Here is a 25366-nt window from a genome sequence, read left to right as displayed (position 1 = left end):
CACGACATCGTTGCTCAACCTGGTTCTCCTTCTGGGGGGCAGGTGCCAGGACCTGGCTGCTTGCGCAGACCGCGATGCTACCGGACAGCTGTGCAGGTGGCGACCGGGGCGGCCGCCGGCGGCGGTCGTTCGCGCAGGTGGCAGCGGACCTGATCGGCGCGCTCAGCCGCGTTTGATGCTCCGGCGCATCCGGCCGGCGAGAGACTTCCCGTTGCGGGTCGCGTTGCGCACCGGCCGCAGCGCCGAGAGCAGGGCGCGGCCGGGGCGGTTGCGCTGAAGCACCGTCTGCACCAGGCGCAGCCCCTGCGTGCGGGCACGCTCCTGGGCCAGGTCGCGGGTCAGATTGTCGATGTGGCGCAGCAGCGCCTGCTCGGACAGGCGGCGCTGCTCGATCTGGGTGGTCAGGGCCTCGCTCTGGGCCAGCCGGTCCGTCCGCTGCGAGCCCAGCTCGTATGCCGTCCAGGCCGTCCGCAGCTGCGTGGCGACGGCGGGGGCGCCCGCGCTCGCGGGGGCCGCGGCGAGGACGGCGCAGAACCGGTCGCCGATCATCGTCATCCCGGCCCAGGTCAGCACCCGAGGGCTGAGCAGTTCGGCGAGGACGGGAGCGGACTCGCTCGACAGCGTCGCGATCACGCGCCCGCCGGGCCGTAGGGCGCGCACCACGGTGTCGATCAGCGCCGCGCGGTAGTGGTCGAGCTCCAGCACGATGGTGTCGTGGCGGCCGGGGATGTCGACGACGCCGTTCTGGTCGACGTGCAGCACGGCGGCGTCGCCGAACGGGATGCTCAGGCCCCGGCGCTCCTGGCCGGCTGACTCGGTGACGATCAGCAGAGCCTGCTCCGGCGAGCAGGACGAATCCAGGTCGACGAAGTCTGAAGCTGACTTTTGTATCGCCATATGACGATTCCTCCGGCTCGCGAACGAGTGGCTATGATGCACGCGAACCTTAGCGCAAACCTACCCCTCAAGCTGAACGGATGATCATCGCACGTGGCCTTCCGGCAGCTGGGAGTGCTCGCGCGGTGGTGGCGCTCACAGCGCTGACGTGGGCGCACGGCCTGGCCGGCGGCGATGAAGCGGGTTCCGCGGGTGGGTGATCACGGAAGCGGAGAAGATCAGGTGACTGACGGCCCCCTGCCGAGCGTGGCGGCGCAGCGTCCGACCGAGCCCGACCGCCCCTGGATGGACCCCGCCGTGGAGATCCACCCGGCGCTGCTGGACCAGTGGCAGCAGGCTGTGCTGGCGGAGCCGGAGACGGGTTCGCCGTCGGGCGAGGGCCTGCGGCCGGGCATCAGCGTGGTCATGCCGTCATACCGGGGCGAGGCGCACATCGGCCGGGCGCTGGCCTCGCTGGCCGCGCAGACGCTGGACCCGGCGCTGTTCGAGGTCATCGTGGTGCTCAACGGGCCGCCGGACGGCACGCGCGCCGTGCTCGACCGGTTCCGGGCCGAGCACCCCCGGGTGACGCTGCGCGTGGTCCAGCTGGCCGAGGCCGGGGCGTCCCTGGCGTACAACGCGGGCATCGCGGCCGCGTCGCGCGAGTACACCGCGATCATCGATGACGACGACTGGGTGTCGCCGGCCTACCTCAAGGTGCTGCTCGACAGCGCCGGGCCGCGGCTGATCTCGATGGGCACCATGATCGACGTCGCCCCCGACGGCACCCGCAGCACCGACAACTACATCAACAACGTGGTCGCGCCGCACGCGGGCAAGCGAGTCCGGCCGCTGGAGCTGCGGATCGGCGCGTCCAGCAACGCGCCCAAGGCGGTCGCCACCAACCTGATCAAGGACTTGACCTTCCCGGTCGGGATGGCCAGCGGGATGGACGTCGTCTTCTGGGCGACGCTCGTGGTCCGGAGCAACGTCGAGTTCTACGCGTGCCCGCCCGAGGCCGGCGCCGCCTACTACCGGTCGCTGCGCGACGAGTCGGTGTCGCGCCAGGCGCTGACCTTCGACTTCAGCGTGCGCCAGCGCCTCGACGTCATCGCCGAGCTGGACCGGCTGCTGCCGCAGGCTTTCGGGGAGAGCCGCGAGCTGGTCCAGGGCCGGATGCGGTCGCAGGCGTACTTCATCGAGGCGTACCTGGCCGAGCACCCCGAGGACCACGGGCGGGTGGTCGAGGAGGTCGACCGGCGGGCGATCCTCAACATGCCGTACTGGTACATGACCCGGGTGACCGCGCGCGGCCTGGTTGTCGCGTTCGCGTTCGCGCCGTACGCGGACACGAGCGCCGTGGTGATGGCCAAGCGGGTGCGCGCGCGGGGCGAGATCGTCGACGTCATCCAGAACGACATGGGCCGGGTCCGGGAGGTCGACGAGAGCCTGCGCGTGCTCGCCGGCCCGTTCGTCTCGCGCAGCACGGCGCTGCAGACCCCGACCCACTTCGCGGCCTGGACGTCGATGGAGAAGTTCGCGGTGGAGGGGATGAAGCACATCCGCCGGCGCGAGCGCACCCACGGCCGCTACAGCTGGGTCTACAGCCGGGCGCAGTTCGCCGCGTCGCACTTCCTGGCAGCGGCGCACAAGCTGCACAACCCCAAGGTGACCTGGATCGCCGAGTTCTCCGACCCGCTGCTGCGCGACGTGCAGGACCAGGAGCGGGGCAGCAAGGTGCTGCCCAGCCGGTTCGTCAACCGGCTCAGGGCGGGCCTGCGCGAGCGGGGCCTGCCGGTGCCGCCGGGCGACAACTGCTTCCGGTGGTGCGAGGAGATCGCGTACGCGCTGGCGGATCAGCTGGTCTTCACCAACGTCAACCAGTTCGAGTACATGATGAGCTACTGCTCCGACCCCAAGCTGGTCGAGCTGGTGCGCAGCAAGGCCGTGATCTCGCCGCAGCCCACGCTGGGGCCGGAGTTCTACCAGATGGGGCAGCGCTCGTACCCGCTCGATCCGGAGCTGGTGCACCTGGCCTACTTCGGCAACTTCTACGCCACCCGCGGGCTCGACGACGTGCTCGTGGCGGTCCAGCTGGCGCCGGAGGAGATCCGCTCCCGGCTGCGCGTGCACGTCTTCACCAGCAAGCCCGAGGTCCTGGCCGGGCGGGCCGAGGAACTCGGCATCGCCGACAACATCGTGGCCGGGCCGTACGTGCGGTTCCTGGAGTTCCTCAACATGACCACGAAGTTCGACTGCCTCATCGTCAACGACGCGGTCACCGAGGGCAGCCACGCGCTCAACCCGTACCTGCCGTCGAAGTGGTCGGACTACAAGGGGTCGGGCACGCCGGTGTGGGGCCTGATCGAGGAGGGCAGCCCGCTCAGCCACGAGGTGCTGGGCTTCGTCTCGCCCGTCGGCGACGTGGCCTCGGCCGGCGAGGTGCTGGCCCAGCTGGTGCAGAAGAAGGCGGGCCGGCTCTAGGAAGCGCCGAAGGCGCCCGGCCGGGCCGGGCGCCTTCGCTGTGTCCGCGGGTCAGTTGGCGGCGAGATACTTCGTGATCACGGCGGCGATGCGCTCACCGGCCCGGCCGTCCCACAGCGGCGGGACCGGCCAGGTCTCGGCCCGGCCCGCGGCCAGCACGCCGGCCAGCACCTGCACCAGGTTCTCGCGGGTGACCAGCTGGTTGGTGCCGTGGGTGATGGTGACCGGGCGCTCGGTGTTGGGGCGCAGGGTGAGGCACGGCACGCCCAGGATGGTGGTCTCCTCCTGCACGCCGCCGGAGTCGGTGACGACCGCGTCGGCGCCGCGGACCAGGCCCATGAACTCGACGTACCCGAGCGGGTCGATGATCTTCAGGTTCGGGTGGTCGAACAGCCCCGCCGCTTGGAGGCGCCCCCGGCCGCGCGGATGCAGCGGCAGCACCACGGTCGCCTGGTCGGCGACGCCGTGCATCGCCTTGACCAGGGCGGCGGCGTCGGCCGGGTCGTCGACGTTGCCGGGGCGGTGCAGGGTGGCCACCACGTAGCGGCCGGCCAGGTCGTACTCGGCGCGGGCGGCGTCGGCGTCGAACTGGTGGATGTTGGCCAGCAGGGTGTCGATCATCGGGTTGCCGACCAGGTGGATCCTGTCCGGGTGGACGCCCTCGTTGCCCAGGTGCGCGATGGCGTCGGGGCTGGTGCAGAGCAGCAGGTCGGACAGGCGGTCGGTGACCAGCCGGTTGATCTCCTCGGGCATGGTCATGTCGAAGCTGCGCAGGCCCGCCTCGACGTGCGCGATCGCGATGCCGAGCTTCGAGGCGACCAGGGCGGCGGCGACGGTGGAGTTGACGTCGCCGTACACGACGACCATGGCCGGGCGCTCGCGCTCCATCAGCTCCTCCAGGCCGACCATGATCGCGGCGGTCTGCTTGGCGTGTGTGCCCGAGCCCACACCCAGGTCCATGTCGGGTTTCGGCAGCCCGAGCTGCCGGAAGAAGACGTCGGACATCTTCTCGTCGTAGTGCTGGCCGGTGTGCACCAGCCGCTGCGGCACGCCCAGCGCGTCCAGGGCGCGCAGCACGGGCGCGGCCTTCGGGAAGTTGGGACGGGCACCGGTGACGTGCAGGACGAGATCGGGCATGGCAGCCTCCAGAAGAACGGAATGCCGGGAACCGCCGGGCCCGACGGGCCCGAATCATAACCGACCCGGTCGGCGGGCCGGTGCGATCGCGCGGGCTCCCGGATAGATCACGGGAGTGGCACTGGACGCCTGCCTTCTGGCAGTCTTTCGGACGTGAGACGTGAAAACCCCTCCACCTCTCCGCGCCTGTCCGTGATCGTCCCGGTATACGGCGTCGAGGCGTTCCTCGGCGAGTGCCTGGACTCGATCCTGTCCTACGACGGGGCGGACCTCGAGGTCGTGGCGGTCGACGACTGCTCGCCCGACGGCAGCGGCGCGATCCTGGAGGGCTACGCCGTCCAGGACAGCCGGGTGAAGGCGGTCCACCTGCGGCAGAACGTGGGGCTCGGCGGCGCGCGCAACGCGGGCCTGGAGCACGCGACCGGCCGGTACGTCTGGTTCGTCGACTCCGACGACGTCATCCCCGAGGGCTCGGTGCGCGCGGTGCTGGACCGGCTGGCGCTGCACGAGCCCGATGTGCTGATCATCGACCACGCGGTGTTCTTCCCCGACGGCCGGTTCGACACCAAGCCGACCGCCCCGGTGCTCGGCGACACACCCGTGCCGCTGCACCTGAGCCAGGCGCCGCAGCTGCTCCGGCTGGCCCAGTCCGCCTGCACGAAGATCGCCCGGCGGGGCCTGCTCGACGAGGCGAGGCTGCGCTTCCGCAGCGGCCTCTACGAGGACAGCGCCTACAGCCACCCCCTGCTGATGGCGGCGGCCAGCATCGACGTGCTGCCCCGCGTCTGCTACCTGTACCGGCAGCAGACGCCGGGTGCGATCACCAGCTCGGTCTCCAAGCGCCACTTCGACGTGTTCGAGCAGTACCAGCGCCTGTTCGACATCGTCGACTCGGCCGGCGGCCGCTACGACGTGTTCCGGCCCGAGCTGTTCCGCATCATGATCAATCACTACCTGGTGATCCTCGGCCACGGTGCCCGGGTGCCTGGGCCGCTGCGCCGGGCGTTCTTCCGCCGGATGGTGGAGGACTACCGCCGCCGCCTGCCCGCCGCGGGCTACGCGGTGCCGGGCGGCGGCGACGGGCTCAAGCACTCGCTGGTACGCCGCAACGCCTACTCCGCGTACGCGGCGCTGCGGCAGGTGCACCGGACCCGCCAGCGGCTCACCGGCAGCCCGGTCACCGCGCCCGCCCGCATCCCGGCGCAGCGCCTCCCGGTGCCGCAGGACGCGCCCGCCGACCGGGTCGGCTGAGCTTCACCGGACCTTCACAGCCCGCGCACCGGAACCGACCAGCCACGCCGAGATAATGTGCTGGTCGGGAGCGTGCGTTGAGGAGGAAAGCGTGAAGGTACTGGTCACAGGTGGGGCGGGCTTCATCGGCAGTACGGTGTGCTCGGCCCTGCTCGACGCAGGGCACACCCCGGTGATCCTCGACAACCTGGTCACCGGCCGGGAGGCCTTCACCGAGGGGCGGATCTTCTACCGCGGCGACATCGCCGACGGCGCCCTGCTCGACCGGATCTTCGCCGAGCACCCGGACATCACGGCGACGGTCAACTGCGCCGCGCTCATCGTGGTGCCCGAGTCGGTGGCCCAGCCGCTGCGCTACTACCGCGAGAACGTCGCCAAGACCATCGACTTCCTCAGCCACCTGGGCCGCAACGGCTGCCGCCGGATGGTGTTCAGCTCCACCGCCGCCCTCTACGGCGCCAGCGAGGACTTCTCCGTCGACGAGGACTCCGCCCTCGAGCCGTCCAGCCCGTACTCGCGGACCAAGGTGATGATGGAGCAGATCCTCGCCGACTGCGTCGCCACCGGCGAGCTCGACGTGATCTCGCTGCGCTACTTCAACCCCATCGGCGCCGACCCGAAGATGCGCACCGGCCTGCAGCTGCGCTACCCCAGCCACGCCCTGGGCCGGATGATCCAGTGCTGGGAGAACGGCGAGGCGTTCCAGATCACCGGGGTGGACTGGCCGACCCGCGACGGCTCCGGCATCCGCGACTACATCCACGTCTGGGACCTGGCCGCCGCGCACGTCGCGGCGCTGGAGAAGTTCGACGAGGTCATGGCCGCCACCCCCGACCGCTACCGGGTGATGAACCTCGGCAGCGGCGAGGGCACCACGGTCCGCGAGCTGCTGGACGCGTTCGCGGCGGTGACCGGTGAGAAGCTGCCCGCGGTCGAGACCGCCCCGCGCCCCGGCGACGTGGTCGGCGCCTTCGCCCGCAGCCGGCACGCCCGCGCCCTGCTCGGCTGGGCTCCCCGGTTCACCGTCGAGGACGGCGTCCGCCACGCCCTCCAGTGGCGCACCCTCGACAACGCCGCCCACGCCGCCTAGATCAACTTTGTGCCGAGTTGCCGGGCAGACGGGCGTACGAGAGGTCAAGATACGCCCGATTGCCCGGCAACTTGAGTGATCTACAGGGGCGGGGCGCCCAGGACGAGACGGGTGGTGTCCGGCCAGCGGGCCGGGTCGGTGATGCGACGGCCGTCGACCAGGACCCGGACTCCGGGCAGGTCGGCCCCGCCGAGGGCGCGGTAGTCGGCGTGGTCGGCCTGGACGACCGCGGCGGTGACCGGCTCGCCCCGGTGGGCGGGCAGGCCCAGTGCCTCCAGTTCGGCGGAGTCGTAGAGCGGATCGGCGACGTACGGCACCGCACCCCGGGCCCGTAGCGCCTCGACCGTCGGGAACACCCCGGAGAACGCCGTCTCCTTCACCCCGCCCCGGTACGCCGCCCCGAGCACCAGCACGTGCGCGCCGGAGAGGTCGCCGTACGCGGCCGCCAGACGCGACACCGCGTACTCGGGCATGGCCTCGTTGGCGGCTCGGGCGGCGGACACGACCGTCGCGTCCGGGTCGTTCCAGAGGTACATGCGCGGGTACACCGGGATGCAGTGCCCGCCGACGGCGATGCCGGGGCGGTGCAGGTGCGAGTACGGCTGCGTGTTGCACGCCTCGATCACCGCCGCGAGGTCCACCCCGGCCCGGTCGGCGTAGCGCGCGAACTGGTTGGCCAGGGCGATGTTGACGTCCCGGTACGTCGTCTCGGCGAGCTTGGCGAACTCGGCCGCCTCGGCGCTGCCCAGGTCCCACACCCCGTTGGACCGGTCCAGGTCCGGCCGCGGGTCGAACTCCAGCACCGACTCGTAGAACTCCACCCCGGCCCGCGCCGATGCCTCGTCGACGCCGCCGACCAGCTTCGGGTACCGCCGCAGATCGGCGAAGACCCGTCCGGTCAGCACCCGCTCCGGGCTGAAGACCACGTGGAAGTCGCGGCCTGGGGCCAGTCCGCTGCCCTCGGCGAGCAGCGGCGCCCAGCGCTGTCGGGTGGTGCCCACGGGCAGCGTCGTCTCGTAGCTGACCAGGGTCCCGGGGCGCAGTCCGGCGGCGACGGCGCGGGTGGCGGCGTCCATCGCGGTGAAGTCCGGCACCCCGGCGTGGTCCACGAACAGCGGCACCACCACCACGACGGCCTCCGCGTCGGCGACGGCGGCGGCGGTGTCGGTGGTGGCCGCGAGCCGTCCGGCGGCGACCGCGTCCTTGAGCCGGTCGTCGAGGTCGGACTCGCCCGGGAACGGAGCCAGCCCGGCGTTGACGAAGTCGACGACCCGGTGCGACACGTCCGCACCGACCACCCGGTGCCCGCGCCCGGCGAACTGCACCGCCAGCGGCAGCCCGATCTTGCCGAGCGCCACCACGCAGATCCTCATGGATGATCCTTTCGTTGTCTCGCCTCCGCCGGTCCGGGCACCCGCAGCCGGCGCCGCAGGCGATCGAGGATGCGCCCGACGGTGACCGGAGCCGCCGTCAGCAGCAGCCGTCCGGTATGGCTCACCGCCAGCGCCACCCGCACCGGCCGGATACCGCGCCGATGCACCAGCTGCGGCAACCGCAGCCCCCGACCGGCCCGCAGGGGCACGTCGCAGTGGCCGCCCAGCGCCGCCAGCATCACCCGCACCGGCAGCTGCCCTCCGTCCGGCCCGAACCCGCCGAGGACGCCGGCCAGCGGCACCCGCACCCGCAACACCACACCCGCCGCGTCGACCGCGCACTCCGCCTGGCGTTCGGCCGGACGTTCCGTGGGGCGTTCGGCCGGGCGTTCCGCCGACTGGATCATGCAGTTTCGGGGAAACTGCACGTCAGCGGCCCAAGATTCCCGCACTTTCCCCGAAACTGCATGATCCGCCCCGGCCCCGGCCCCGGCCCCGGGCGCAGGGCTGGGTGGGGTGCGGGTGCGGGTGGAGGTGATCGTGGCGCGGGCGTGGGTGGTGTCCACGCAGAGGTGGACGGGGGTGTCGGGGTCGGGGCCGGGTGCGGGGCACTCGGCGGTGAGGTGGAGTTCCGGGCCCGACGGGCCGTGGCGCAGGGTCGCCGCGCGGACGGTGATGCGTTCGGCGACGAGTTCGGCCGCGTGCGAGGTGAGGTCGTAGAGCGGATCGGGCCGGCCGGCCGCGAGGGTAGCGTGACCGGCGTAGACCCGGCCCGCGCTGATGTGCACGTCCGGGGCGGCGCCGGTGGCGTCGTGGGCGATCACCGCTTCGAGTTCGTCGTGGCGGTCGGCGGCGGCGAGGCGGAAGCGCAGCACCGCTCCGGCGGGCAGCCGTGCCTCGACGCCGTCGGTGAGGTGGGCGCGGGCCAGCCGCCCGACCGTGGCGGCGACCCGGGTCCGGACCGTCGGCTCCTGGCGCAGGAAGTCGGGTTCGAGCAGCTTGGACAGCTCCCAGGCGAAGTGGCGTACGTTGATCGCGTCGCGGTCGGGTCCGGCCGGGACCAGCCGCTCGGTAAGCTCCATGATCCGCTCGGTGCACCGGGCCCGCTCGTCGTGCCGGGAGCGGTACGTGATGTTGCCCGCGTCGGCCCGCCGCACCGCGTGGTAGCACGGGTAGTCGGCCACCACCGAGATGCGCCGCGCCAGCAGGCACGCCTCCAGCGTGAACGGCTGGTCGCTGAAGACCGGCATGTCCTCGGGGTAGCGCAGCCCGTGCTTGGTGATCAGGTCGCGCCGGAACAGCTTGGTGTTGGACAGCGCCCACGGCAGCGCCGAGTCGAACATGCCGATCTCGACGGCGTTGCGGGCGAACACGGCCTGGTGCACGTAGCGGCCGTTGACGCCGGTGAGGCGGCCCAGCACGATGTCGGACCCGTACGTGTCGGCGGCGGCCACCAGCCGGGCCAGCGCCTCGCGGCCGAGGTGGTCGTCGGCGCCGAGGAAGAAGACGTACCGGCCGGTGGCCAGCTCCAGGGCCCGGTTGCTGGGCATTGCCGGGCCGCCGGAGTTGGGCTGGTGCACCACGTGGAAGACGCCGGGGTGCCGCCGTGCCCAGCGGTCGAGTTCGCGGCCGCTGCCGTCGGTGGAGCCGTCGTCGACGGCGACGACCTCCATCCGGTCCGGCCCGATCGTCTGCTGCGCCAGCGAGGACAGGCAGCGGGTCAGGTACGGCATGGTGTCGTACACCGCGGTGATGACGGTGACGTCGGGTATGGCCGTCACGCCGCGGCCTCCTGCGGGGCGGTCAGCGCGGTGGTGACGGTCAGGCCGGGGCGGCGGCGGGCGAGCTGCCAGCCCGCGGTGATGCCGGAGCGGCCCGCCACCACGATCCGGTCCACCCGGGACAGGTCCAGGCCGGGGAGCAGGTCGCGCCGGACGATGCGCCACAGCAGCTGCGGGCGTACCACCGAGTAGAGCCGGTTGTAGACGCGTCGGTGCAGCGCGTCGGTGACCTTGCCGGTGCCGCGCTGGAGCACGTTGACGGCGACCTCGGGCCACACCGCGTCGAACTGCCGGGCCGGTCCGGACAGGTGGTCCAGCACCCGCCCGGCCGCGTGCCGTACCGCGTGCTCGACGCGGTTGACCAGCAGCCTCGCCTCGGCCTGGTGCAGTTCGCGCAGCCGTACCCGCGGATCGACGCCGATGTTGAGCCAGGCCTGCGCGTGCGGGGTGACCAGGTCCACCCGGTAGCCCTGCGCGACCAGTGCGGCCGCGTAGCGGCCCACGTTGCGGTAGTGCGGCGGGTCCACCGCGATCAGCAGCACGTGCCCGGCCGACCCCTCGGCGGGCGCCGGCTCGGCGGGCAGCGGCGGCGGGGGCAGCTGCCCGCCGTAGAGCAGGGTCAGCTTCGCGGCGATGGTGTCGCGGCCGTAGCGCTCCTGCAGGATCCGGCGGGCCCGGACCAGGTCGAGCTGGTCCCGGGCGGCGCGCAGGCTGCGGTATCCGGCGGCGAACGCGGCCGCCCCCGCGCTGACGTCGACCAGGCGCCCGGCCATGCCCTCCAGCCCGGCCAGCGACTCGGCCGGTCCGGCGCTGCGCATCGCCAGCACCGGCATGCCGGTGGCGACGGCCTCCACCAGCGTCATGCCGAACGTCTCCAGGCGGCTGCCGTGCACCAGCAGGTCGTGCGCGTGCATCAGGGCGACGACCTGCTCGGGCGCGACCGCCGGGCGGATGCGCACCCGGTCGGCCAGGCCCAGCTCCCGGGCGCGTCCGCGCAGGTGGTCGGTGAGTGGGCCGTCGCCGACCAGGGTGAACGTGGCCCGCGGCTCCTCGGCGGCGATCTCGGCGAAGGCGTCGAGCACCACGCTGACGCCCTTGTGCTTGATCAGTCGTCCGACGTAGAGCCAGCGCAGCAGGTCGGCGGGCGGCTCGGGGCGGGCGGTGAACCGGTCGAAGTCGATCACGTTCGGGATCACGTGCAGCTTGCCGACGTGGTGCGGGAAGCGCTCGCGGACCTGGTCGTAGAGGTGGCGGCTGACGCAGACCAGCGCGTCGGCGCGGCCGAGCATCTCGTCGTACAGGCGGCGGGCCTCGGGCTGGCCGAGGACCTTGGGCAGGAAGGTGGCGTGCTCGGTGACGATGACGCGGGCGTCGGGCCGGGCCAGGCGCAGCGCGGCCAGGCCGCCGTAGATGCCGGTATGGGCGTGGATCAGCGGCGCCTCGATCCGGCCCGTCGGCAGGCTGGCCCGCAGCGTCTCCACGTGCTCGCCCGCCCAGCCGGCGTAGTCGTTGCCGGACAGCAGCGGCACCGCCACCCGGGTCAGCTCGCCCTCGGCGGTGTCGGTGACCACGACCGGGGTCGACCGGCGCGCCATCCGCCGCCGGGCCACCCGGACCAGGGCGCCCGAGCGCCAGTCCGGCGGGTACGACCAGTCCTCGGTGTGCAGCAGCGCCACCCGGTCGAACCGCTCGCGCACCGCCGCCGTGGTGGCCTGCACGAACGCCCCGGCCATCGCGTTGTTCGGCGACGGGTACCAGGGCGTGATCACGGCCAGGTCGGCCGGTGCGGTGCGGCGGCGGGGCTCGTCGGCGGGCTCGAAGCGTACGGTCACCCGCGGGTGCCGCCGCGCGGCCGCCCATGCCACCGGCAGCGCCGGCAGGTCCCCGGCGATCAGCAGGTCGGCCCGGCGCAGCAGCCCGCCCGGCCCGGCCAGCAGCAGGCGCGCGGCCTGCCGCAGCCGGTGCGGGCCGAGCCGGTGCACGGTGGCGCCGGTGCGCCCGGCCTCGCTCCACTCGGGCGCGTCGGCCACCACCAGGTGCACCCGGCAGCCGCGCGCCACCAGCTCGGCGCAGTACGCCAGCGCCGCCCGCACCCGGAAGACACCCAGCGCCAGGTACACCACGCGACCGCCCGGCCCGGTGCTCATCGCGCACCCCCGGCGATCCCGCGCAGGCGCTGCTCCCACGGGGCGAGGGTGGCGTCGCGGGTGAACCGGCGGGCGTGTGCCAGCGCCGCCGTGTGCTGGGGCTCGTCGAGGTCGAGGGCGGCTTTGCCCGCGGCGACCATGGACTCGGCGACGCTGTCGGCGTCGAGCCGGTCGCCGGGGAACCACAGCGGATAGTCGCGCAGCACGTCGGCGGCGGCGATCTCCGGCTGGTGCACCGAGACGATCGGCTTGGCCGCCGCCATGTACTCGAAGACCTTGCCGGTGGTGACGTAGCGGGCGCCGGGCACGCAGAAGACCAGGACGTCGGTGCCGGCGTACACGGCGGGGGCGTCGGTCTTGCCGAAGGCGCCCCGGTAGCGCACGCCCAGGCCGTCGCCCAGCGGCAGCCGGGCCAGCAGCTCGTCCCGCTGGTCGGGGAAGAAGCCGAGGTGGCCGTGGATGTCGAGGGTCGCGTCGGCCAGCAGCGCGTGCTCGCGGGCCCGCCGCCACCCGTCGAACAGCACGTCCAGCGGCAGGTACGGGGTGACCGTGCCGAGGTAGCCGAACGACAGCGGCCGCCCCGCCGGGGTGGGCGCGAACGCGGGCGTGCCCAGGATCTCCGGCTCCCAGCCGTTGGGCACCACCGTCATCCGGTCGGCGGCGTACGGGTAGCGCTCGGCGTACCAGCGCAGCATGCCGCTGTTGACGAACGAGACCTCGGCGGCGTCGCGCAGCACCCGTGCCTCCCAGCGCATCATCGACCCGCCCTCCGGGAAGCGCACCTTCTCGGTGAACTGGTCGAACGTCCACGCGTCCCGGAAGTCCACCGCGTACGGCACCCGCAGGGTCCGGCCCAGCGCCCACGCCAGCGCGAACGACACGAACGGGTTGCCCGTAGCCAGGACCAGGTCGAACGGGTCCTTCAGGTGCATGGCGACGGCCCGGCGCAGCACGCCGGGCGCCCAGCCGAGGTAGCGCTCGGCGAAGACGTACTTCTGCGCGCCCCGGTGCAGCTTGTCCACGACGGTGGGGAAGCGGCGGCGGACCGGGCCGAACCGGCGTACGTCGGTCTCCCAGTGGTAGTCGCCCGCCGGCACGCGCTCCACCCGGATACGCGGGTCCACCTCGGCGTCCAGGGACTCGTCCACCGCTCCGGCCAGGTGCTCGCCGAAGAACTCGCGCGGCGCCGTGCACACGGTCACGTCCCAGCCAGCCCGGACCAGGTGGTTGGCGGTGGCCAGGGCCCGGAACACGCCGCTGGCGCGGCTGGGCGGGAAGTAGAACGACAGGTAGAGCACGCGCGGGGCGCGGCGGCGGCTCATCGCGGGCTCCCGTCGATCGAGACGACCCGCGCGGTCCTGGCCGCATCGATCACCGCGGCCGCGACGACCACGTTGCGCAGCCCCTGCTCCAGGGTCACGATGTCGCTGGGCTTGCCCTCGACCGCGTCGCGGAAGCGCTCGTGCTCCACCAGCAGCGGCTCGCGCTTGGGGATCGCGTACCGGATCATGTCGCCCTCGGCGACGCCCCGGAACGCCCGCAGCGCCTCCCACTCGGTGCTGATCGCGCCGTTGGCGTAGAAGGTCAGGTCGGCGGTGAGCGTGTCGGCGACGAAGCAGCCGCGCTCGCCGGTCACCACCGTCGAGCGCTCCTTGAGCGGGCTGAGCCAGTTGACCAGGTGGTTAGTGCTGACGTTGGGCCCCAGCCGCCCGATGATCGAGACCATGTCCTCGTACCGGCGGCCGCTGCGGCACATCGACCAGGCCGCCACGGCCGTGTACGCCCGCCCGGTCACCCAGCTGGTCAGGTCGATGTCGTGGGTGGCCAGGTCCATCACCACGCCCACGTCGGCGATCCGGTTCGGGAACGGCCCCTGGCGCCGGGTCACCACCTGGAACACCTCGCCCAGCTCCCCGGCCTCCAGCCGGGCCTGCAGGCTCTGCAGCGACGGGTTGTACCGCTCGATGTGGCCCACTCCGGCGATCAGCCCGGCCGCCGCGAACGCGTCGACCAGCCGCCGCCCCGCCGCCAGGCTCGGCGCCAGCGGCTTCTCGATCAGCGCGTGCACCCCGCCCGCGGCCAGCTCCAGCCCGATCTGCTCGTGGTACGCCGTCGGCGTGGCCACCACCGCGTAGTCGATCCGGCGCGCGACCAGCTCGGCGACGCTGCCCACCACCGGCGCCCGCGCGGTGCCGGCGGTGTCCCCAGCCGGGTCGGCGATGGCGACCAGCTCGACTCCGGCCAGTCCGGACAGCACCCGGGCGTGGTTGCGGCCCATGGCGCCGAGCCCGACCAGCCCGGCCCGCAGCGGCCGCTCCCGGGCGCTCACGGGGCACCGGCCAGCGAGTTCACCGCGTCGGCGACCCGTTCCAGCTCGTCTGCGGTGAGGCTGGGGTGCACCGGCAGCGACAGCACCTGCGCCGCGGCCCGGTCGGTCTCCGGCAGCGCCCACCCCGGCTCCCCGCCGACCAGGTACGGCCGCAGCCGGTGGATCGGGGTCGGATAGTAGACGGCCGCACCCACGCCCCGCCGCGCCAGCGCCGCCTGCGCGGCGTCGCGGTCGCCCAGGATCCGGACGGTGTACTGGTGGTACACGTGCCGGGCCGCGTCGGCCACGGGCGGCACCACCGCCGCGGTGATCCGCGCGTCGAGGTACTTCGCGTTGTCCTGGCGCTGGGCGTTCCAGCCGGGCAGCTGCCGCAGCTGCACCCGGCCGATCGCGGCGGCGACGTCGGTGAGCCGCAGGTTGAAGCCGACCAGCTCGTTGGCGTACCGCTGCTCCATGCCCTGGTTGCGCAGCAGCCGCAGGGTCCGGGCCAGCCCGGCGTCGGCGGTGGTGATCATGCCGCCTTCGAGCGAGTGCATGTTCTTGGTGGGGTAGAAGCTGAAGCAGGCCGCCGCGCCGAACGTGCCGACCGGACGGTCGCCCAGCGCCGCGCCGTGGGCCTGGGCCGCGTCCTCGATCACGGCCAGGCCGTGCCGGGCGGCCAGCGGCACCAGGTCGGCCATGGGCGCCGGGTGGCCGTACAGGTGGACCGGCATGATCGCGGCGGTGCGCGGGGTGATGGCGGCCGCGACCGCGGCCGGGTCGAGGCAGAAGCTGCCGCGCTCGATGTCGGCGAAGACCGGCTCGGCGCCGGCCAGGCGCACCGCGTTGGCGGTGGCGGCGAAGGAGAACGACGGGACGATGACCTCGTCCCCGGGCCCGACGCCCAGCGCCAGCACGGCCAGGTGCAGCGCGGAGGTGCCGGAGTTGACCGCGACGCAGTGGCGGCCGTCGACCAGGGCGGAGAACTCGTCCTCGAAAGCGGCGACCTCGGGCCCCTGCACGACCAGGCCGCTGCGCAGGACCCGGACCGCCGCGTCGATCTCGGCCTGGCCGATGACGGGCCGGGCGGTCGGAATCAGCGCACCATCCAAAACGCCCTCCAAAGCCGCAGAGACTGACCTGCCGGGCGGGCTGGTCAGTCTCTATCCTCGCGGCAGAGGGTTACTTTTTATTGGCAAACGCCTCATACTCGGGCACGACATCCTCAGTGGGACCGTCGGCCTTGATCACACCGGACTCCAGCCAGATGACCCGTTCGCAGGTGTCGCGGATCGAGCTGAGCGAGTGGCTGACCAGGAACACGGTGCCCGCCTCGGCGCGCAGCTCGCGCACCCGCTCCTCGCTCTTGCGCCGGAACAGCGCGTCACCGGTGGCCAGCGCCTCGTCGATGAGCAGCACCTCGTGCCGCTTGGCCACCGCGATGGCGAACTTCAGCCGGGCCGCCATGCCCGACGAGTACGTCCGCATCGGCAGCGAGCCGAAGTCGCCCCGCTCGTTGATGCCCGAGAAGTCGATGATCTGCGGCGTGGCCTGCCGGGACTGCTCGATGGTCATACCCATGGCCAGGCAGCCGAGCTGCGCGTTGCGCTCACCGGAGAGGTCGTTGATCAGTGCGGCGTTCACCCCGAGCAGCGACGGCTGGCCCTTGGTGTAGATCGAGCCCTGGTTGGAGGGGAGCACCCCCGCCACCGCGCGCAGCAGCGTGGACTTGCCCGAGCCGTTGGAGCCGATCAGGCCGATGGCCTCACCCTCGTACGCGGTGAAGCTGACGCCCTTGACGGCGTGCACCTCGCGCACCACCCCGGAGGGCTGGCGCCGGACGATGCGCTTGAGCGCGCCGAGCGGGGAGGTGTCCTTGTTCTGCGCGCCGTGCACCCGGTAGGTGATGTGCACGTCTTCCGCGATGACGGTGGGGATGCGCTTGTCAGCCACGGCCGTACTCCTTCTCACCGCGCCAGAAGTAGATGAACCCGCCGACGCCGAGCACCACTGCCCATCCGGCGGCCACCAGCCACATCTCGGTGACCGACTCCGGCGGGACGCCGCTGTCCTGCAGCAGCGCCTCGCGGGTCAGCTCGATGAACGGCACCATGGGGTTGAGCTGGAGCAGCACCTTGACCGTGTGCGGCGCGTCCGCGATGGCCTTGCCGAGGCTGAAGAACACGCCGGAGGCGTAGAGCCAGGTACGCAGCAGGAACGGCACGATCTGCTTGAGGTCCATGATCTTCGAGCCGAGCCGGGCGAACAGCATCGCCATGCCCACGTTGAACAGGGTCTGCAGCAGCAGGAGCGGGATCAGCGTCAGCCACTTGAGGGTGATCGGCTCGCCGGTGACCAGGACGATGCCCAGCAGCACCGCGATGGCGAACAGCATCTGCTGCAACTGGGTGATCGTGGCCGCGATCGGCAGGCTGGCCCGGGGGAACTGCAGCGCCCGGATCAGGTTCATGTTGTCGGTGATCGCCTTGGTGCCGGCCATCACGACCTGCTGCGTGTAGCCGAAGATGAAGATGCCCGCGCACAGGAAGCCGACGAAGTTCTCGATGCCCTTGTTGGTGCCGAGGATGACGCCGAAGATCAGGAAGTACACGCCGGCGTTGGTGAGCGGGGTGAGCACATGCCAGAGCTGACCGAGCTTCGCGCTGCTGAACGTGGCGATGTTCCGGGCGTTGGCGAACGCGACGATGAAGTGGCGGTAGTCCCAGAGCCGGCGGACGTATTCCACGAGACCCGGTCGGGCACCGGCGACGCGGAGACCGTGCCGGGCGGCGAGTTGAGCCGGCGCGAGGGCGGGATAAGGCTCAGTCACCACAGCGTCTGCCATGGTACGGGCTCCGATCTCCTGGTGGGGGACGTCTAGCGGTGACACACGGTAGCCGACGTCGAGGATGGAACGCCACCGTAGCGACGTACCGAAGATGATGTTAGTGGCGCTCACGTCGCAACGCAACCGTTGCGTCGCTGCGCTATTGTATCGATGTGCTGCCACAGACTCGACGAACCCCGGCCGGGGCTGCCGTGCTCCGCGGCGACATCACCGAGGCGATCCAGAACGCGGTGGTGGAGGAGCTGGCCGCCGTCGGCTATGGCCGGCTGTCGATCGAGGCGGTCGCCCGGCGGGCGGGGGTCGCCAAGACCGCCGTCTACCGCCGCTGGAGCTCCAAGCTCGAACTCGTGCTGGAGATCGTCTCCGGGGTCGCCAGCCAGAAGCTGTCCCTGCCAGACATGGGCAGCCTGCCCGGCGACCTGACGCTGTTCCTGACCATCCTGACCAAGGCGCTGCGCCACCCGCTGGCCTCGCAGATCATCCCGGACCTGCTCGCCGAGGCGGCCCGCAACCCGCAGATCGCCGAGACGCTGCAGCAGGCGCTGCGCAACACCCAGCACGAGATGGGCGTGCTGGTGATCCAGCGCGCGGTGGCCCGAGGCGAGCTGCCCGCGGGCACGGACCCGGTGCTCGCGCTGGACCTGCTGGTCGGGCCGGTCTACTGGCACCTGGCCGTGGCGCGCCACCCGCTGCCCAACGACTACGTGCCCCGGCTGGCCAAGGCGATCGCGGCCGGGCTCAGGGGCTGACCGGGGCCGGGCGCTGCTCGTCGCGGGAGACCACGTCGCCCCGCTCGTCCACCCAGCCGAGATGGCGGGCCGGATTGCCCGCGACCAGCTGGTACGGGGCCACGTCGCGGGTCACCACGGCACCGGCGGCGACCATCGCGTACGCGCCGATCTCCGTCCCGCACACCACGGTGGCGTTGGCCCCGATCGACGCCCCGCGCCGCACCACGGTCGGGCTGACCTGCCAGTCCGGACTCTGCGCCCGGGGCCGCAGGTCGTTGGTGAACACCGCGCACGGGCCGACGAACACCTCGTCCTCCAGGGTGACCCCCTGGTACACCGAGACGTTGTTCTGGATCTTCACGAGGTCGCCGACGGTCGCGCCGGTGTCGACGTAAACGTTGCGCCCGAGCACGCAGCCCGCGCCGACCACCGCCCCGGCCCGTACGTGGGCCAGGTGCCAGATCCTCGTGCCGGCGCCGATCCGCGCCCCGGGCTCGACGTCGGCGCTGGGGTGGGCGAAGAAGTCCGGCTCCATCAGTTGCCGGCGTTGCGGCTGGCCTCGACCACGATCTGGGAATCGGTGACCGAGGTTACCTTCACGCTCAGATCGCCGACCTTGACGCCGTCACCTCGGTTGATGGTCACCTGGTTGCCCGCGACCTTCAGGGTGACCGTGTCCGCGTCGGCGCTGACGAGCTGCACCTCGACGCCGAGAATCGAGATCTTGGCGTTGTTCACGGTGCGGTCGAAGGTGATCGTGCAGGTGCTGGTGCTGCAGGTGGCCGTTGCGCCCTCGCCGCTGCAGCCGGCCAGCGCACCGCCCGCGAGCACCGCCGCCAGCGCGACGGCGGCGAGTTGACGGCCCGTTCTCCGTGCGACCATGTACGTGATCATAGACCGGCGACGGAGGGCGACACCGATGATCGACCAGGTGGTGGGCGTGTTGCGGGACGTCGCCGAGGAGATCGTGCTGCCGCGCTTCCGCAACCTCGCCGCCGGGGAGGTCATCGAGAAGGGCCCCGGCGACCTCGTCACCGTCGCCGACCGCGAGGCCGAGGCGGCGCTCACCCGGCGCCTGTCGGAGCTGCTGCCCGGCTCGCTGGTCGTCGGCGAGGAGGCCGTCGCCGCCGATCCGACCGTGCTGGCCCGGATGCACGAGCCCGGGCCGGTCTGGGTCATCGACCCCATCGACGGCACCGCCAACTACGCGGCCGGCCGTGAGCCGTTCGGCCTGATGGTGGCCCTGATCCGCGGTGGCGTGCCGGTGCTGGGCGCCATCTACGAGCCGGTGGCCAAGACGCTGTCGGTCGCCGAGGCGGGCAGCGGGGCGTACATCGACGGGGAGCGGGTCGCCTTCGACCACACCCCGATCGGGGCCGAGCAGCTGCGCGGCGCCGTGATGACCAAGTACCTGCCGCAGGAGCTGCGCGAGCAGGTGACCGCCCGGCTGCCGCTGCTGACCGAGGCGGTCCCCGGCTTCCGCTGCGCCGCGCACGAGTACCCGCACCTGATCCGGTCCGGCCGCCACTTCGCCATGTTCTGGCGCAGCCTGCCCTGGGACCACACCGCCGGTGCGCTGCTGATCCGGGAGGCCGGGGGCGTGGTGCGCCACTTCGACGGCAGCGACTACGACCCGGCCCAGCCGAAGCTCGGGCTGCTCGTCTGTCGTGACGATGCGGTGTTTGAGCTGGTACGCAGCGTATTGCTGGAGTGAACAACTTTTCCGGGGCCGCCGCGCCGGGTTAATCTGTCGCGCGGCCGCGCGTCTGCAGGCACCCCCGAATCCTGCTGCGGCCGCCGCCGCGTGCTCTGTTCTGCACCACTGCGCGGCGTTCGACGGAAGGATTCACGTCCGTGCCCCTCACGGTGCGCCCCCGCCGGCGACGGTTCGCCTCCGTTCTCACCGCGATCACGGCCTTCGCCGTGCTGGTGGGCGGATTCCCGACCGCGGCCGCGGCAGAGCCGAACGAGATCCCGAACGCCAAGGTCGCCAAGGTCCGGCAGAACCTCGAGACCGTCGCCGGGCAGTACATCGAGGCCGAGGCGGCCCTGGAGAAGTCCAAGAAGGACCAGCAGGCGACGAACCTCAAACTGGTCGTCGCGGAGAACAGGTACGAGCGCGCCCGCATCAGCGTGGTGAAGTACGCCGCCGAGGCCTACAAGACCGGTCGGCTGGGCGTCTTCGAGACGATGCTCAACGCCACCACCTCCGATGCCTTCCTGCAGCGGATGGCGGCCCTGGAGCGGATGGCCGCGCGCGACGAGGCGATCCTCGGCGAGCTGGTGGCCACCCGCAAGGAGGCCGACGAGGCCAAGGCGATCATCGACGCCGAGGTGAAGAAGCAGGCGAAGCTGTTCAAGGACCTGGCGGCGCTGCGCAAGGCCGCCGAGCGGGAGCTGTCGGCGCTGGGCGGGTACGCCACCAACGGCTGGGTCGACCCGACCTCGCCGCTGGCGATCCCGGCCAAGCGCAACTCCGACGGCAGCTGGCCGAAGGAGACCTGCAGCATCAACGACCCGACCACCAACGGCTGCATCACCCCGCGCACCCTGCACGCGATGCAGGAGGCGAAGAAGGCCGGGTTCAAGCGCTACGTCTCGTGCTACCGCCCCGGTGACATGTACGAGCATCCGAAGGGCCGGGCCTGCGACTTCTCCACCGAGGTCGACGGCTTCCACGACTACGGGGCCACCGGCGACAGCAAGCTCTACGGCTCGAAGCTGGCCGCGTTCTACGTCAAGAACGCCAGCCGCCTGGGCATCATGTACGTGATCTTCTACTGCCAGGTGTGGACGGTCGGCTCCGGCTGGCACAGATACTCGGCCACCGGATCCAACTGCGGTGACTCGCCGGCGGGCGACCATACCAACCACGTACACGTCTCGGTGTACTAGCGAGCGCGGCCCGGAGGACATCCTCCGGGCCGCGCCCCGTTTCGGGCCGAGGTCAGCCGGTCGGGGCGACGACCCGCCCGAAGCTGTGGATGGGCAGCGAGTCGATCGGGTCGACGCGTACCCGCTCGCCGAAGCTCGGGGCGTGCACCATCCGGCCGCCGCCCAGGTAGATGCCCACGTGGTGCAGGTCGGCGTAGAAGAAGACCAGGTCGCCGGCCCGCAGTTGGGCCCGGCTGATCTCGCGGCTGCGCTGCTCCTGGCGCCCGGCGTGGTGCGGCAGGTTGATCCCGATCCGGTGGAAGGCCGCCGCGACCAGGCCGGAGCAGTCGTAGCCGCCCGGCCCCTCACCGCCCCACCGGTAGGCGGTGCCGATCTGGTCCAGCGCGAACCGCACCACCTTCTCGTTCGCGCCCTTGGCGACCCGGGGCAGCGCCACCCGGGCGCGGTCGGGCCGCAGGTCCATGCGCTCGCCGCCGTAGCCGTACGCGCGCTGGCGCAGGGTGCGCAGGGCGGCGATGGAGTTCTCGATCTCGGACCGCTGGGCGGCCAGGTCCCGGCGCTGGTCACGCTGCTGGGCCAGCAGCGCGTCCAGGGTGCGCCGGGCGGTGTCCCAGCGCTGGGAGGTCTGCGCCAGCGCCTCGATCTCGCGCTGCTGGTGCAGCGTGTACTCGTTCATCAGCAGCAGGCGGTCGAGGATCCGGCGGGTGCTGCCCGCGTCCAGCAGCAGGGTCAGCGCCATGGAGCGGGTGGACCGGTAGCCCGCGTCGGCGAGCCGGCCGACCGCCGTACGCCGCTGCGCGATCTGCCGCTGCAGCGGATCGATCTGGCGCTGGAGCACGTCGGTCTGCGCCTCGGTGGTCTTCAGGTCGTCGTGCAGCGCGTGGTACTTCTCGACGACCACCTCGAGCTGGTCCGACTTCTTGCGGATCTCGCGGTCGAGGTCGGCTCGGCTGGGCTCGGCGTGGGCCAGGCCCGACAGCAGCAGCGCGGAGGCGAGCACCGTCGCACCGATCCATAGCATCCTGCGCCGCGTGGCGGAATTCGACACGTGGTGAACAACGACAAAACTGCATGATCGGTGCACTTCGGCAGCCACCAGGGCGGGAAGATGACGGCCCCGTACCCCTGGGGGTACGTTTCGCTCAAGGAAGCCACCGAGGCGATCGCTCGCCTGGTGCGGTGATAGGGAGCCAGCCATGTCGGTTCGGACGACATACCAGATCTCGGGGATGACCTGCGGTCACTGCGTCAACGCGGTGACCACCGAGCTGACCGCGCTCCCCGGCGTGCGCGACGTCCAGGTGGATCTCGCCGCGGGCACCGCGGCGGTCACCAGCGATTCGGTGCTGCCCATCGACGAGGTGCGCAACGCCGTCGACGAGGCCGGATACGAGCTGGCGGGCATCGATGCCTGAGGCGCCCGCCACCGAGCAGTCCGCCGAGCCGGTCGTCCGGGCGCAGGCGGGCAAGCCGCTGCTCGACCCGGCCGGGTCCCGGATCGGCCTGTTCGTCGGCGGCCTGGTCGTGGCGCTGGTGGTCGGCTTCACCCTCGGCAAGCTGCTCGGCCCGCCCAGCAGCCCCACCCAGGGGGCCACCACCGGCGCGCCCGCCGCGACGGATCCCTCGACCGCGCCCGGCGTGCACGTCCACTCGCCGCTGGCCAGCGCGGGCTCCGAGGTGGGCGGCCTGTCCATCAGCTCCGGCGGGTACACGCTGGTGCCCGCGACCACCTCGTTCGCCAAGCCCGGCCCCGAGCAGCTGTCGTTCGTGATCCGCGCCAACGACGGCCGCGCCGTCACCAGCTTCGCGGTGGTGCACGACAAGCCGCTGCACCTGGTCGTGGTGCGCCGCGACCTCACCGGCTACCAGCACCTGCACCCGACCATGGCCGCCGACGGGACCTGGTCGGTCACCGCCGACCTGGGTAAGCCCGGCCTGTGGCGGGCGTACGCCGACTTCACCGCCGTCGACCAGGCCGGGATCCAGACCGCCGTGGCGCTGGGCACCGACCTGACCGTGGCCGGCGACTACGCGCCCAGGTCGCTGCCCGAGCCGGCCCAGCGCGCCGAGACCGGCGGCTACCAGGTCGAGTACCAGGGCGCGACCATGATCGGGGCGAGCCAGCCGATGCTGTTCACGGTCACCCGGGACGGCAAGCCGGTCACCCTGGAGCCCTACCTCGGGTCGTTCGGCCACCTGGTGGTCCTGCGCGACCTCGACCTGGGCTACGTGCACGTGCACCCCGAGCCCGCGCTGGTCAACGGCGGGGTCAAGCTCTGGCTGTCGGCGCCCAGCGCCGGCACCTACCGGATGTTCTTCGACTTCCAGACCGGCGGCAAGGTGCACACCGCCGAGTTCACCCTGGTCGTGCCCACTCCGGGCACGTAAACGCGCGCCCGCCGGCGACTGCTCCGGTTCAGGTGAGAGCGCTGCCCGCGCTCGGACGCAACAAACCGCCGGTGGGCGGCGCGCGGTTTGCAACAGAACGCCGTGAGACGCAATCCATCGTGCTACGAAAAGGGCGTAGAGCTGGGTAAATTTGCTGATCGTGACAGAGCGTGACCTTCTCCCCACCCGCCAGCCCCGGCCCCGCACGTACCTGATGTGCCCGCCGGAGCACTACGTCGTCGAGTACGCGATCAACCCGTGGATGGACACCACCACGCCGGTCGACACCGCGCTCGCCGTGAAGCAGTGGGACGGGCTGCGCCAGACCATGGTCGACCTGGGCCACACCGTGCACGTGCTGAACCCCGAGGCGGGCCTGCCCGACATGGTGTTCGCCGCCAACGGCGCCTTCGTCGTCGACGGCGTGGCGTACGGGGCCAAGTTCCGCTACCCGCAGCGCGCCGACGAGGCCGCCGGGCACCGCGCCTTCTACGAGGCCCGCGAGGACTACCGGTTCGTCGCCCCCACGCAGATCAACGAGGGCGAGGGCGACTTCGCCTACCTGCCGGACGCGCACGGCGGCATCGCCCTGGCCGGGTACGGCTTCCGCACCGAGCCCGCCGCGCACGCCGAGGCCGCCGAGGCCCTGGGCCGCCCGGTGATCTCGCTGAAGCTGGTCGACCCGCGCTTCTACCACCTGGACGTGGCCCTGGCCGCGCTCGACGACGAGAACGTCACGTACTTCCCGGGCGCCTTCTCGGAGGCCTCGCAGCGGGTGCTGGCGCAGCTGTTCCCGAACGCCGTGATCGCCGACGAGGCGGACGCGCTGGCGTTCGCGCTCAACCTGGTCAGCGACGGCCGCAACGTCGTGATCAACACCGAGTCGGCCGCGTTCGGCGAGAAGGTCGCCGCCGCGGGCTACCACCCGGTGATGGTCGAGCTGGGTGAGCTGAAGAAGGGCGGCGGCAGCATCAAGTGCTGCATCGCCGAGCTCCGCGACTGAGTCCGTACCCCCAAGATCGTCGAAGTTGCCTGGCAACCGGGCGTGTTCGGAGTTCCCGAATGCCCGATTGCCAGGCAACTTTCGTGAGCTAGGCGGGTGGGGTGAAGGTGGTGGTGCGGGTCATGCCGGCGGCGCGGCCCTTGGCCGAGACGACCAGGGCCATCTTGCGGGAGGCCTCGTCGATCATCTCGTCGCCGAGCATCACCGCGCCGAGCCGGCCGCCCTGCTCGGAGGTGTAGTAGTCGTACGCGTCGAGGATCAGCTCGGCGTGGTCGTAGTCGGACTGCGCGGGCGAGTAGACCTCGTTGGCCGCGTCGATCTGGCCCGGGTGCAGCACCCACTTGCCGTCGAAGCCCAGCGCCGCCGAGCGCCGCGCCACCTCGGTGAACCCGTCCACATCCTTGATCTGCAGGTACGGCCCGTCGATGGCCTGCTTGCCATGCATGCGCGCGGCCATGAGGATGCGCATCAGGATGTAGTGGTACGGGTCGCCCGGGTAGCTCGGGATCAGCGCGCCCACGACCAGCGACTTCATGTTGATCGAGGCCATGAAGTCGGCCGGGCCGAAAATGATGGTCTCCACCCGGGGCGAGGCGGCCGCGATGGCGTCCACGTTGACCAGGCCCGCCGCGTTCTCGATCTGGGCCTCGATGCCGATGCCGCCGACCGGCAGGCCGAGCGTCTTCTCCAGCTGCGTCAGGGTCAGGTCGAGCCACTCGACGTGGGCGGCGCTCTGCACCTTGGGCAGCATGATGCAGTCCAGGTTGGCCCCGGCGCCCTCGACGAGCTCGATGACGTCCCGGTAGGTCCACGGAGTGGTGAGGTCGTTGACCCGGACCACGCGGGTCTTGCCCGCCCAGTCGCCCTCGTTCAGCGCGGCCACGATGTTCTTGCGCGCCTCGGGCTTGGCCAGCGGGGCCACGGCGTCCTCCAGATCGAGGAACACCTGGTCGGCGGGCAGGCCCTGGGCCTTGCCGAGCATCTTGACGCTGGATCCCGGCACAGCGAGGCACGATCTGCGGGAACGACCCAACGCGGCCATCGAATCTCCTTA

23 protein-coding genes are annotated in these 25366 nt (G+C 71.9%); 9 read left to right on the top strand and 14 right to left on the bottom strand.

Annotated features, from left to right (window positions below; translation table 11 throughout):
* Window positions 1-162: 162 nt before the first annotated feature.
* Window positions 163-897 carry a hypothetical protein gene (locus QEZ54_RS03745; RefSeq protein ID WP_281302992.1) on the bottom strand — a complete coding sequence of 245 codons (735 nt, stop codon included), beginning with the start codon at window positions 895-897 and terminating at the stop codon, window positions 163-165.
* Window positions 898-1119: 222 nt separating this feature from the next.
* Here QEZ54_RS03745 and QEZ54_RS03740 point away from each other — a divergent pair, with 222 nt between their 5' ends.
* Window positions 1120-3360 carry a glycosyltransferase gene (locus QEZ54_RS03740; RefSeq protein WP_281302991.1) on the top strand — a complete coding sequence of 747 codons (2241 nt, stop codon included), beginning with the start codon at window positions 1120-1122 and terminating at the stop codon, window positions 3358-3360.
* Between the two features lie 51 nt (window positions 3361-3411).
* Here the strand turns inward: QEZ54_RS03740 and wecB are convergent, their stop codons facing one another.
* The gene (wecB, locus tag QEZ54_RS03735) at window positions 3412-4497 is read right to left on the bottom strand and encodes a UDP-N-acetylglucosamine 2-epimerase (non-hydrolyzing) (protein ID WP_281302990.1); all 1086 of its coding nucleotides are present in this window, start codon (window positions 4495-4497) and stop codon (window positions 3412-3414) included.
* Between the two features lie 153 nt (window positions 4498-4650).
* On the opposite strand from wecB, the gene QEZ54_RS03730 reads away from it, so the two are divergent.
* Together QEZ54_RS03730 and galE are read left to right on the top strand one after the other, a co-directional pair.
* Entirely contained in the window at window positions 4651-5748 is a 1098-nt protein-coding gene (locus QEZ54_RS03730; RefSeq protein WP_281302989.1) for a glycosyltransferase family 2 protein, read from the top strand.
* Between the two features lie 91 nt (window positions 5749-5839).
* A complete protein-coding gene (galE, locus tag QEZ54_RS03725; protein ID WP_281302988.1) occupies window positions 5840-6838 on the top strand; it encodes a UDP-glucose 4-epimerase GalE in 999 nt (332 codons plus the stop codon).
* Window positions 6839-6918: 80 nt separating this feature from the next.
* On the opposite strand, the gene QEZ54_RS03720 is transcribed toward galE, so the two are convergent.
* The 8 genes from QEZ54_RS03720 to QEZ54_RS03685 are packed head-to-tail and all read right to left on the bottom strand — an operon-like array spanning window position 6919 to window position 17292.
* Window positions 6919-8211 carry a nucleotide sugar dehydrogenase gene (locus QEZ54_RS03720; RefSeq protein WP_281302987.1) on the bottom strand — a complete coding sequence of 431 codons (1293 nt, stop codon included), beginning with the start codon at window positions 8209-8211 and terminating at the stop codon, window positions 6919-6921.
* Entirely contained in the window at window positions 8208-9992 is a 1785-nt protein-coding gene (locus QEZ54_RS03715; protein WP_281302986.1) for a glycosyltransferase, read from the bottom strand. The genes QEZ54_RS03720 and QEZ54_RS03715 overlap by 4 nt, the downstream gene beginning before the upstream one ends.
* Window positions 9989-12139 carry a glycosyltransferase gene (locus QEZ54_RS03710; protein WP_281302985.1) on the bottom strand — a complete coding sequence of 717 codons (2151 nt, stop codon included), beginning with the start codon at window positions 12137-12139 and terminating at the stop codon, window positions 9989-9991. The genes QEZ54_RS03715 and QEZ54_RS03710 overlap by 4 nt, the downstream gene beginning before the upstream one ends.
* Complete coding sequence (locus QEZ54_RS03705) at window positions 12136-13461, bottom strand: glycosyltransferase (protein WP_281302984.1); 1326 nt, start codon at window positions 13459-13461, stop codon at window positions 12136-12138. The genes QEZ54_RS03710 and QEZ54_RS03705 overlap by 4 nt, the downstream gene beginning before the upstream one ends.
* Window positions 13458-14468: a Gfo/Idh/MocA family oxidoreductase gene (locus tag QEZ54_RS03700; protein WP_281302983.1), complete on the bottom strand. Its 1011-nt coding sequence runs from the start codon at window positions 14466-14468 to the stop codon at window positions 13458-13460. Before QEZ54_RS03700 ends, QEZ54_RS03705 begins: the two co-directional genes overlap by 4 nt.
* Entirely contained in the window at window positions 14465-15571 is a 1107-nt protein-coding gene (locus QEZ54_RS03695) for a DegT/DnrJ/EryC1/StrS family aminotransferase (protein WP_281302982.1), read from the bottom strand. Before QEZ54_RS03695 ends, QEZ54_RS03700 begins: the two co-directional genes overlap by 4 nt.
* A gap of 58 nt (window positions 15572-15629) precedes the next feature.
* Window positions 15630-16400 (bottom strand): ABC transporter ATP-binding protein, encoded by a 771-nt coding sequence (locus QEZ54_RS03690; RefSeq protein WP_281302981.1) that lies wholly within the window; start codon window positions 16398-16400, stop codon window positions 15630-15632.
* On the bottom strand, window positions 16393-17292 hold the full coding sequence (locus QEZ54_RS03685; protein ID WP_281302980.1) for an ABC transporter permease: 900 nt from the start codon (window positions 17290-17292) through the stop codon (window positions 16393-16395). The genes QEZ54_RS03690 and QEZ54_RS03685 overlap by 8 nt, the downstream gene beginning before the upstream one ends.
* Before the next feature lie 155 nt (window positions 17293-17447).
* Between QEZ54_RS03685 and QEZ54_RS03680 the strand changes: the two genes are divergently transcribed.
* Window positions 17448-18044: a TetR/AcrR family transcriptional regulator gene (locus QEZ54_RS03680; RefSeq protein ID WP_281302979.1), complete on the top strand. Its 597-nt coding sequence runs from the start codon at window positions 17448-17450 to the stop codon at window positions 18042-18044.
* On the opposite strand, the gene QEZ54_RS03675 is transcribed toward QEZ54_RS03680, so the two are convergent.
* Both QEZ54_RS03675 and QEZ54_RS03670 read right to left on the bottom strand, forming a co-directional pair.
* Complete coding sequence (locus QEZ54_RS03675; protein ID WP_281302978.1) at window positions 18034-18561, bottom strand: acyltransferase; 528 nt, start codon at window positions 18559-18561, stop codon at window positions 18034-18036. The two genes, QEZ54_RS03680 and QEZ54_RS03675, sit on opposite strands and share 11 nt — an antisense overlap.
* The gene (locus QEZ54_RS03670) at window positions 18561-18908 is read right to left on the bottom strand and encodes a hypothetical protein (protein ID WP_281302977.1); all 348 of its coding nucleotides are present in this window, start codon (window positions 18906-18908) and stop codon (window positions 18561-18563) included. The genes QEZ54_RS03675 and QEZ54_RS03670 overlap by 1 nt, the downstream gene beginning before the upstream one ends.
* Before the next feature lie 37 nt (window positions 18909-18945).
* Here QEZ54_RS03670 and QEZ54_RS03665 point away from each other — a divergent pair, with 37 nt between their 5' ends.
* Window positions 18946-19740 carry an inositol monophosphatase family protein gene (locus QEZ54_RS03665; protein ID WP_281302976.1) on the top strand — a complete coding sequence of 265 codons (795 nt, stop codon included), beginning with the start codon at window positions 18946-18948 and terminating at the stop codon, window positions 19738-19740.
* 140 nt (window positions 19741-19880) lie between these two features.
* Complete coding sequence (locus QEZ54_RS03660; protein ID WP_281302975.1) at window positions 19881-20921, top strand: hypothetical protein; 1041 nt, start codon at window positions 19881-19883, stop codon at window positions 20919-20921.
* 52 nt (window positions 20922-20973) lie between these two features.
* On the opposite strand, the gene QEZ54_RS03655 is transcribed toward QEZ54_RS03660, so the two are convergent.
* On the bottom strand, window positions 20974-21942 hold the full coding sequence (locus tag QEZ54_RS03655) for an NlpC/P60 family protein (RefSeq protein WP_281302974.1): 969 nt from the start codon (window positions 21940-21942) through the stop codon (window positions 20974-20976).
* A gap of 175 nt (window positions 21943-22117) precedes the next feature.
* Here QEZ54_RS03655 and QEZ54_RS03650 point away from each other — a divergent pair, with 175 nt between their 5' ends.
* The 3 genes from QEZ54_RS03650 to ddaH all read left to right on the top strand — a co-directional run bounded on the left by QEZ54_RS03650 (window position 22118) and on the right by ddaH (window position 24312).
* Window positions 22118-22336, top strand: coding sequence for a heavy-metal-associated domain-containing protein (locus QEZ54_RS03650; RefSeq protein ID WP_281302973.1), 219 nt, complete (start codon window positions 22118-22120; stop codon window positions 22334-22336).
* The gene (locus tag QEZ54_RS03645) at window positions 22329-23309 is read left to right on the top strand and encodes a hypothetical protein (RefSeq protein ID WP_281302972.1); all 981 of its coding nucleotides are present in this window, start codon (window positions 22329-22331) and stop codon (window positions 23307-23309) included. Before QEZ54_RS03650 ends, QEZ54_RS03645 begins: the two co-directional genes overlap by 8 nt.
* Before the next feature lie 151 nt (window positions 23310-23460).
* Window positions 23461-24312, top strand: a complete 852-nt coding sequence (gene ddaH, locus QEZ54_RS03640; RefSeq protein ID WP_348650505.1) for a dimethylargininase — start codon at window positions 23461-23463, stop codon at window positions 24310-24312.
* An 88-nt stretch (window positions 24313-24400) separates the two neighbouring features.
* Here ddaH and QEZ54_RS03635 read toward each other — a convergent pair whose 3' ends face one another.
* Complete coding sequence (locus QEZ54_RS03635) at window positions 24401-25354, bottom strand: CoA ester lyase (RefSeq protein ID WP_281302971.1); 954 nt, start codon at window positions 25352-25354, stop codon at window positions 24401-24403.
* Between the last annotated feature and the right edge of the window lie 12 nt (window positions 25355-25366).

Source organism: Catellatospora sp. KI3 (assembly GCF_029948125.1).
GTDB lineage: Bacteria > Actinomycetota > Actinomycetes > Mycobacteriales > Micromonosporaceae > Catellatospora.
The sequence above is the reverse complement of the archived record's forward strand: the minus strand, read 5'-3'. Positions and strand labels throughout refer to the sequence as shown.

Coding starts and splice junctions, on each gene's coding strand:
- QEZ54_RS03710 (WP_281302985.1), bottom strand. CDS start 12,139: ATGAGCACCGGGCCGGGCGGTCGCGTGGTGTACCTGGCGCTGGGTGTC.
- wecB (WP_281302990.1), bottom strand. CDS start 4,497: ATGCCCGATCTCGTCCTGCACGTCACCGGTGCCCGTCCCAACTTCCCG.
- QEZ54_RS03675 (WP_281302978.1), bottom strand. CDS start 18,561: ATGGAGCCGGACTTCTTCGCCCACCCCAGCGCCGACGTCGAGCCCGGG.
- QEZ54_RS03670 (WP_281302977.1), bottom strand. CDS start 18,908: ATGGTCGCACGGAGAACGGGCCGTCAACTCGCCGCCGTCGCGCTGGCG.
- QEZ54_RS03705 (WP_281302984.1), bottom strand. CDS start 13,461: ATGAGCCGCCGCCGCGCCCCGCGCGTGCTCTACCTGTCGTTCTACTTC.
- QEZ54_RS03655 (WP_281302974.1), bottom strand. CDS start 21,942: ATGCTATGGATCGGTGCGACGGTGCTCGCCTCCGCGCTGCTGCTGTCG.
- QEZ54_RS03745 (WP_281302992.1), bottom strand. CDS start 897: ATGGCGATACAAAAGTCAGCTTCAGACTTCGTCGACCTGGATTCGTCC.
- QEZ54_RS03720 (WP_281302987.1), bottom strand. CDS start 8,211: ATGAGGATCTGCGTGGTGGCGCTCGGCAAGATCGGGCTGCCGCTGGCG.
- QEZ54_RS03645 (WP_281302972.1), top strand. CDS start 22,329: ATGCCTGAGGCGCCCGCCACCGAGCAGTCCGCCGAGCCGGTCGTCCGG.
- QEZ54_RS03685 (WP_281302980.1), bottom strand. CDS start 17,292: ATGGCAGACGCTGTGGTGACTGAGCCTTATCCCGCCCTCGCGCCGGCT.
- QEZ54_RS03650 (WP_281302973.1), top strand. CDS start 22,118: ATGTCGGTTCGGACGACATACCAGATCTCGGGGATGACCTGCGGTCAC.
- QEZ54_RS03635 (WP_281302971.1), bottom strand. CDS start 25,354: ATGGCCGCGTTGGGTCGTTCCCGCAGATCGTGCCTCGCTGTGCCGGGA.
- QEZ54_RS03665 (WP_281302976.1), top strand. CDS start 18,946: ATGATCGACCAGGTGGTGGGCGTGTTGCGGGACGTCGCCGAGGAGATC.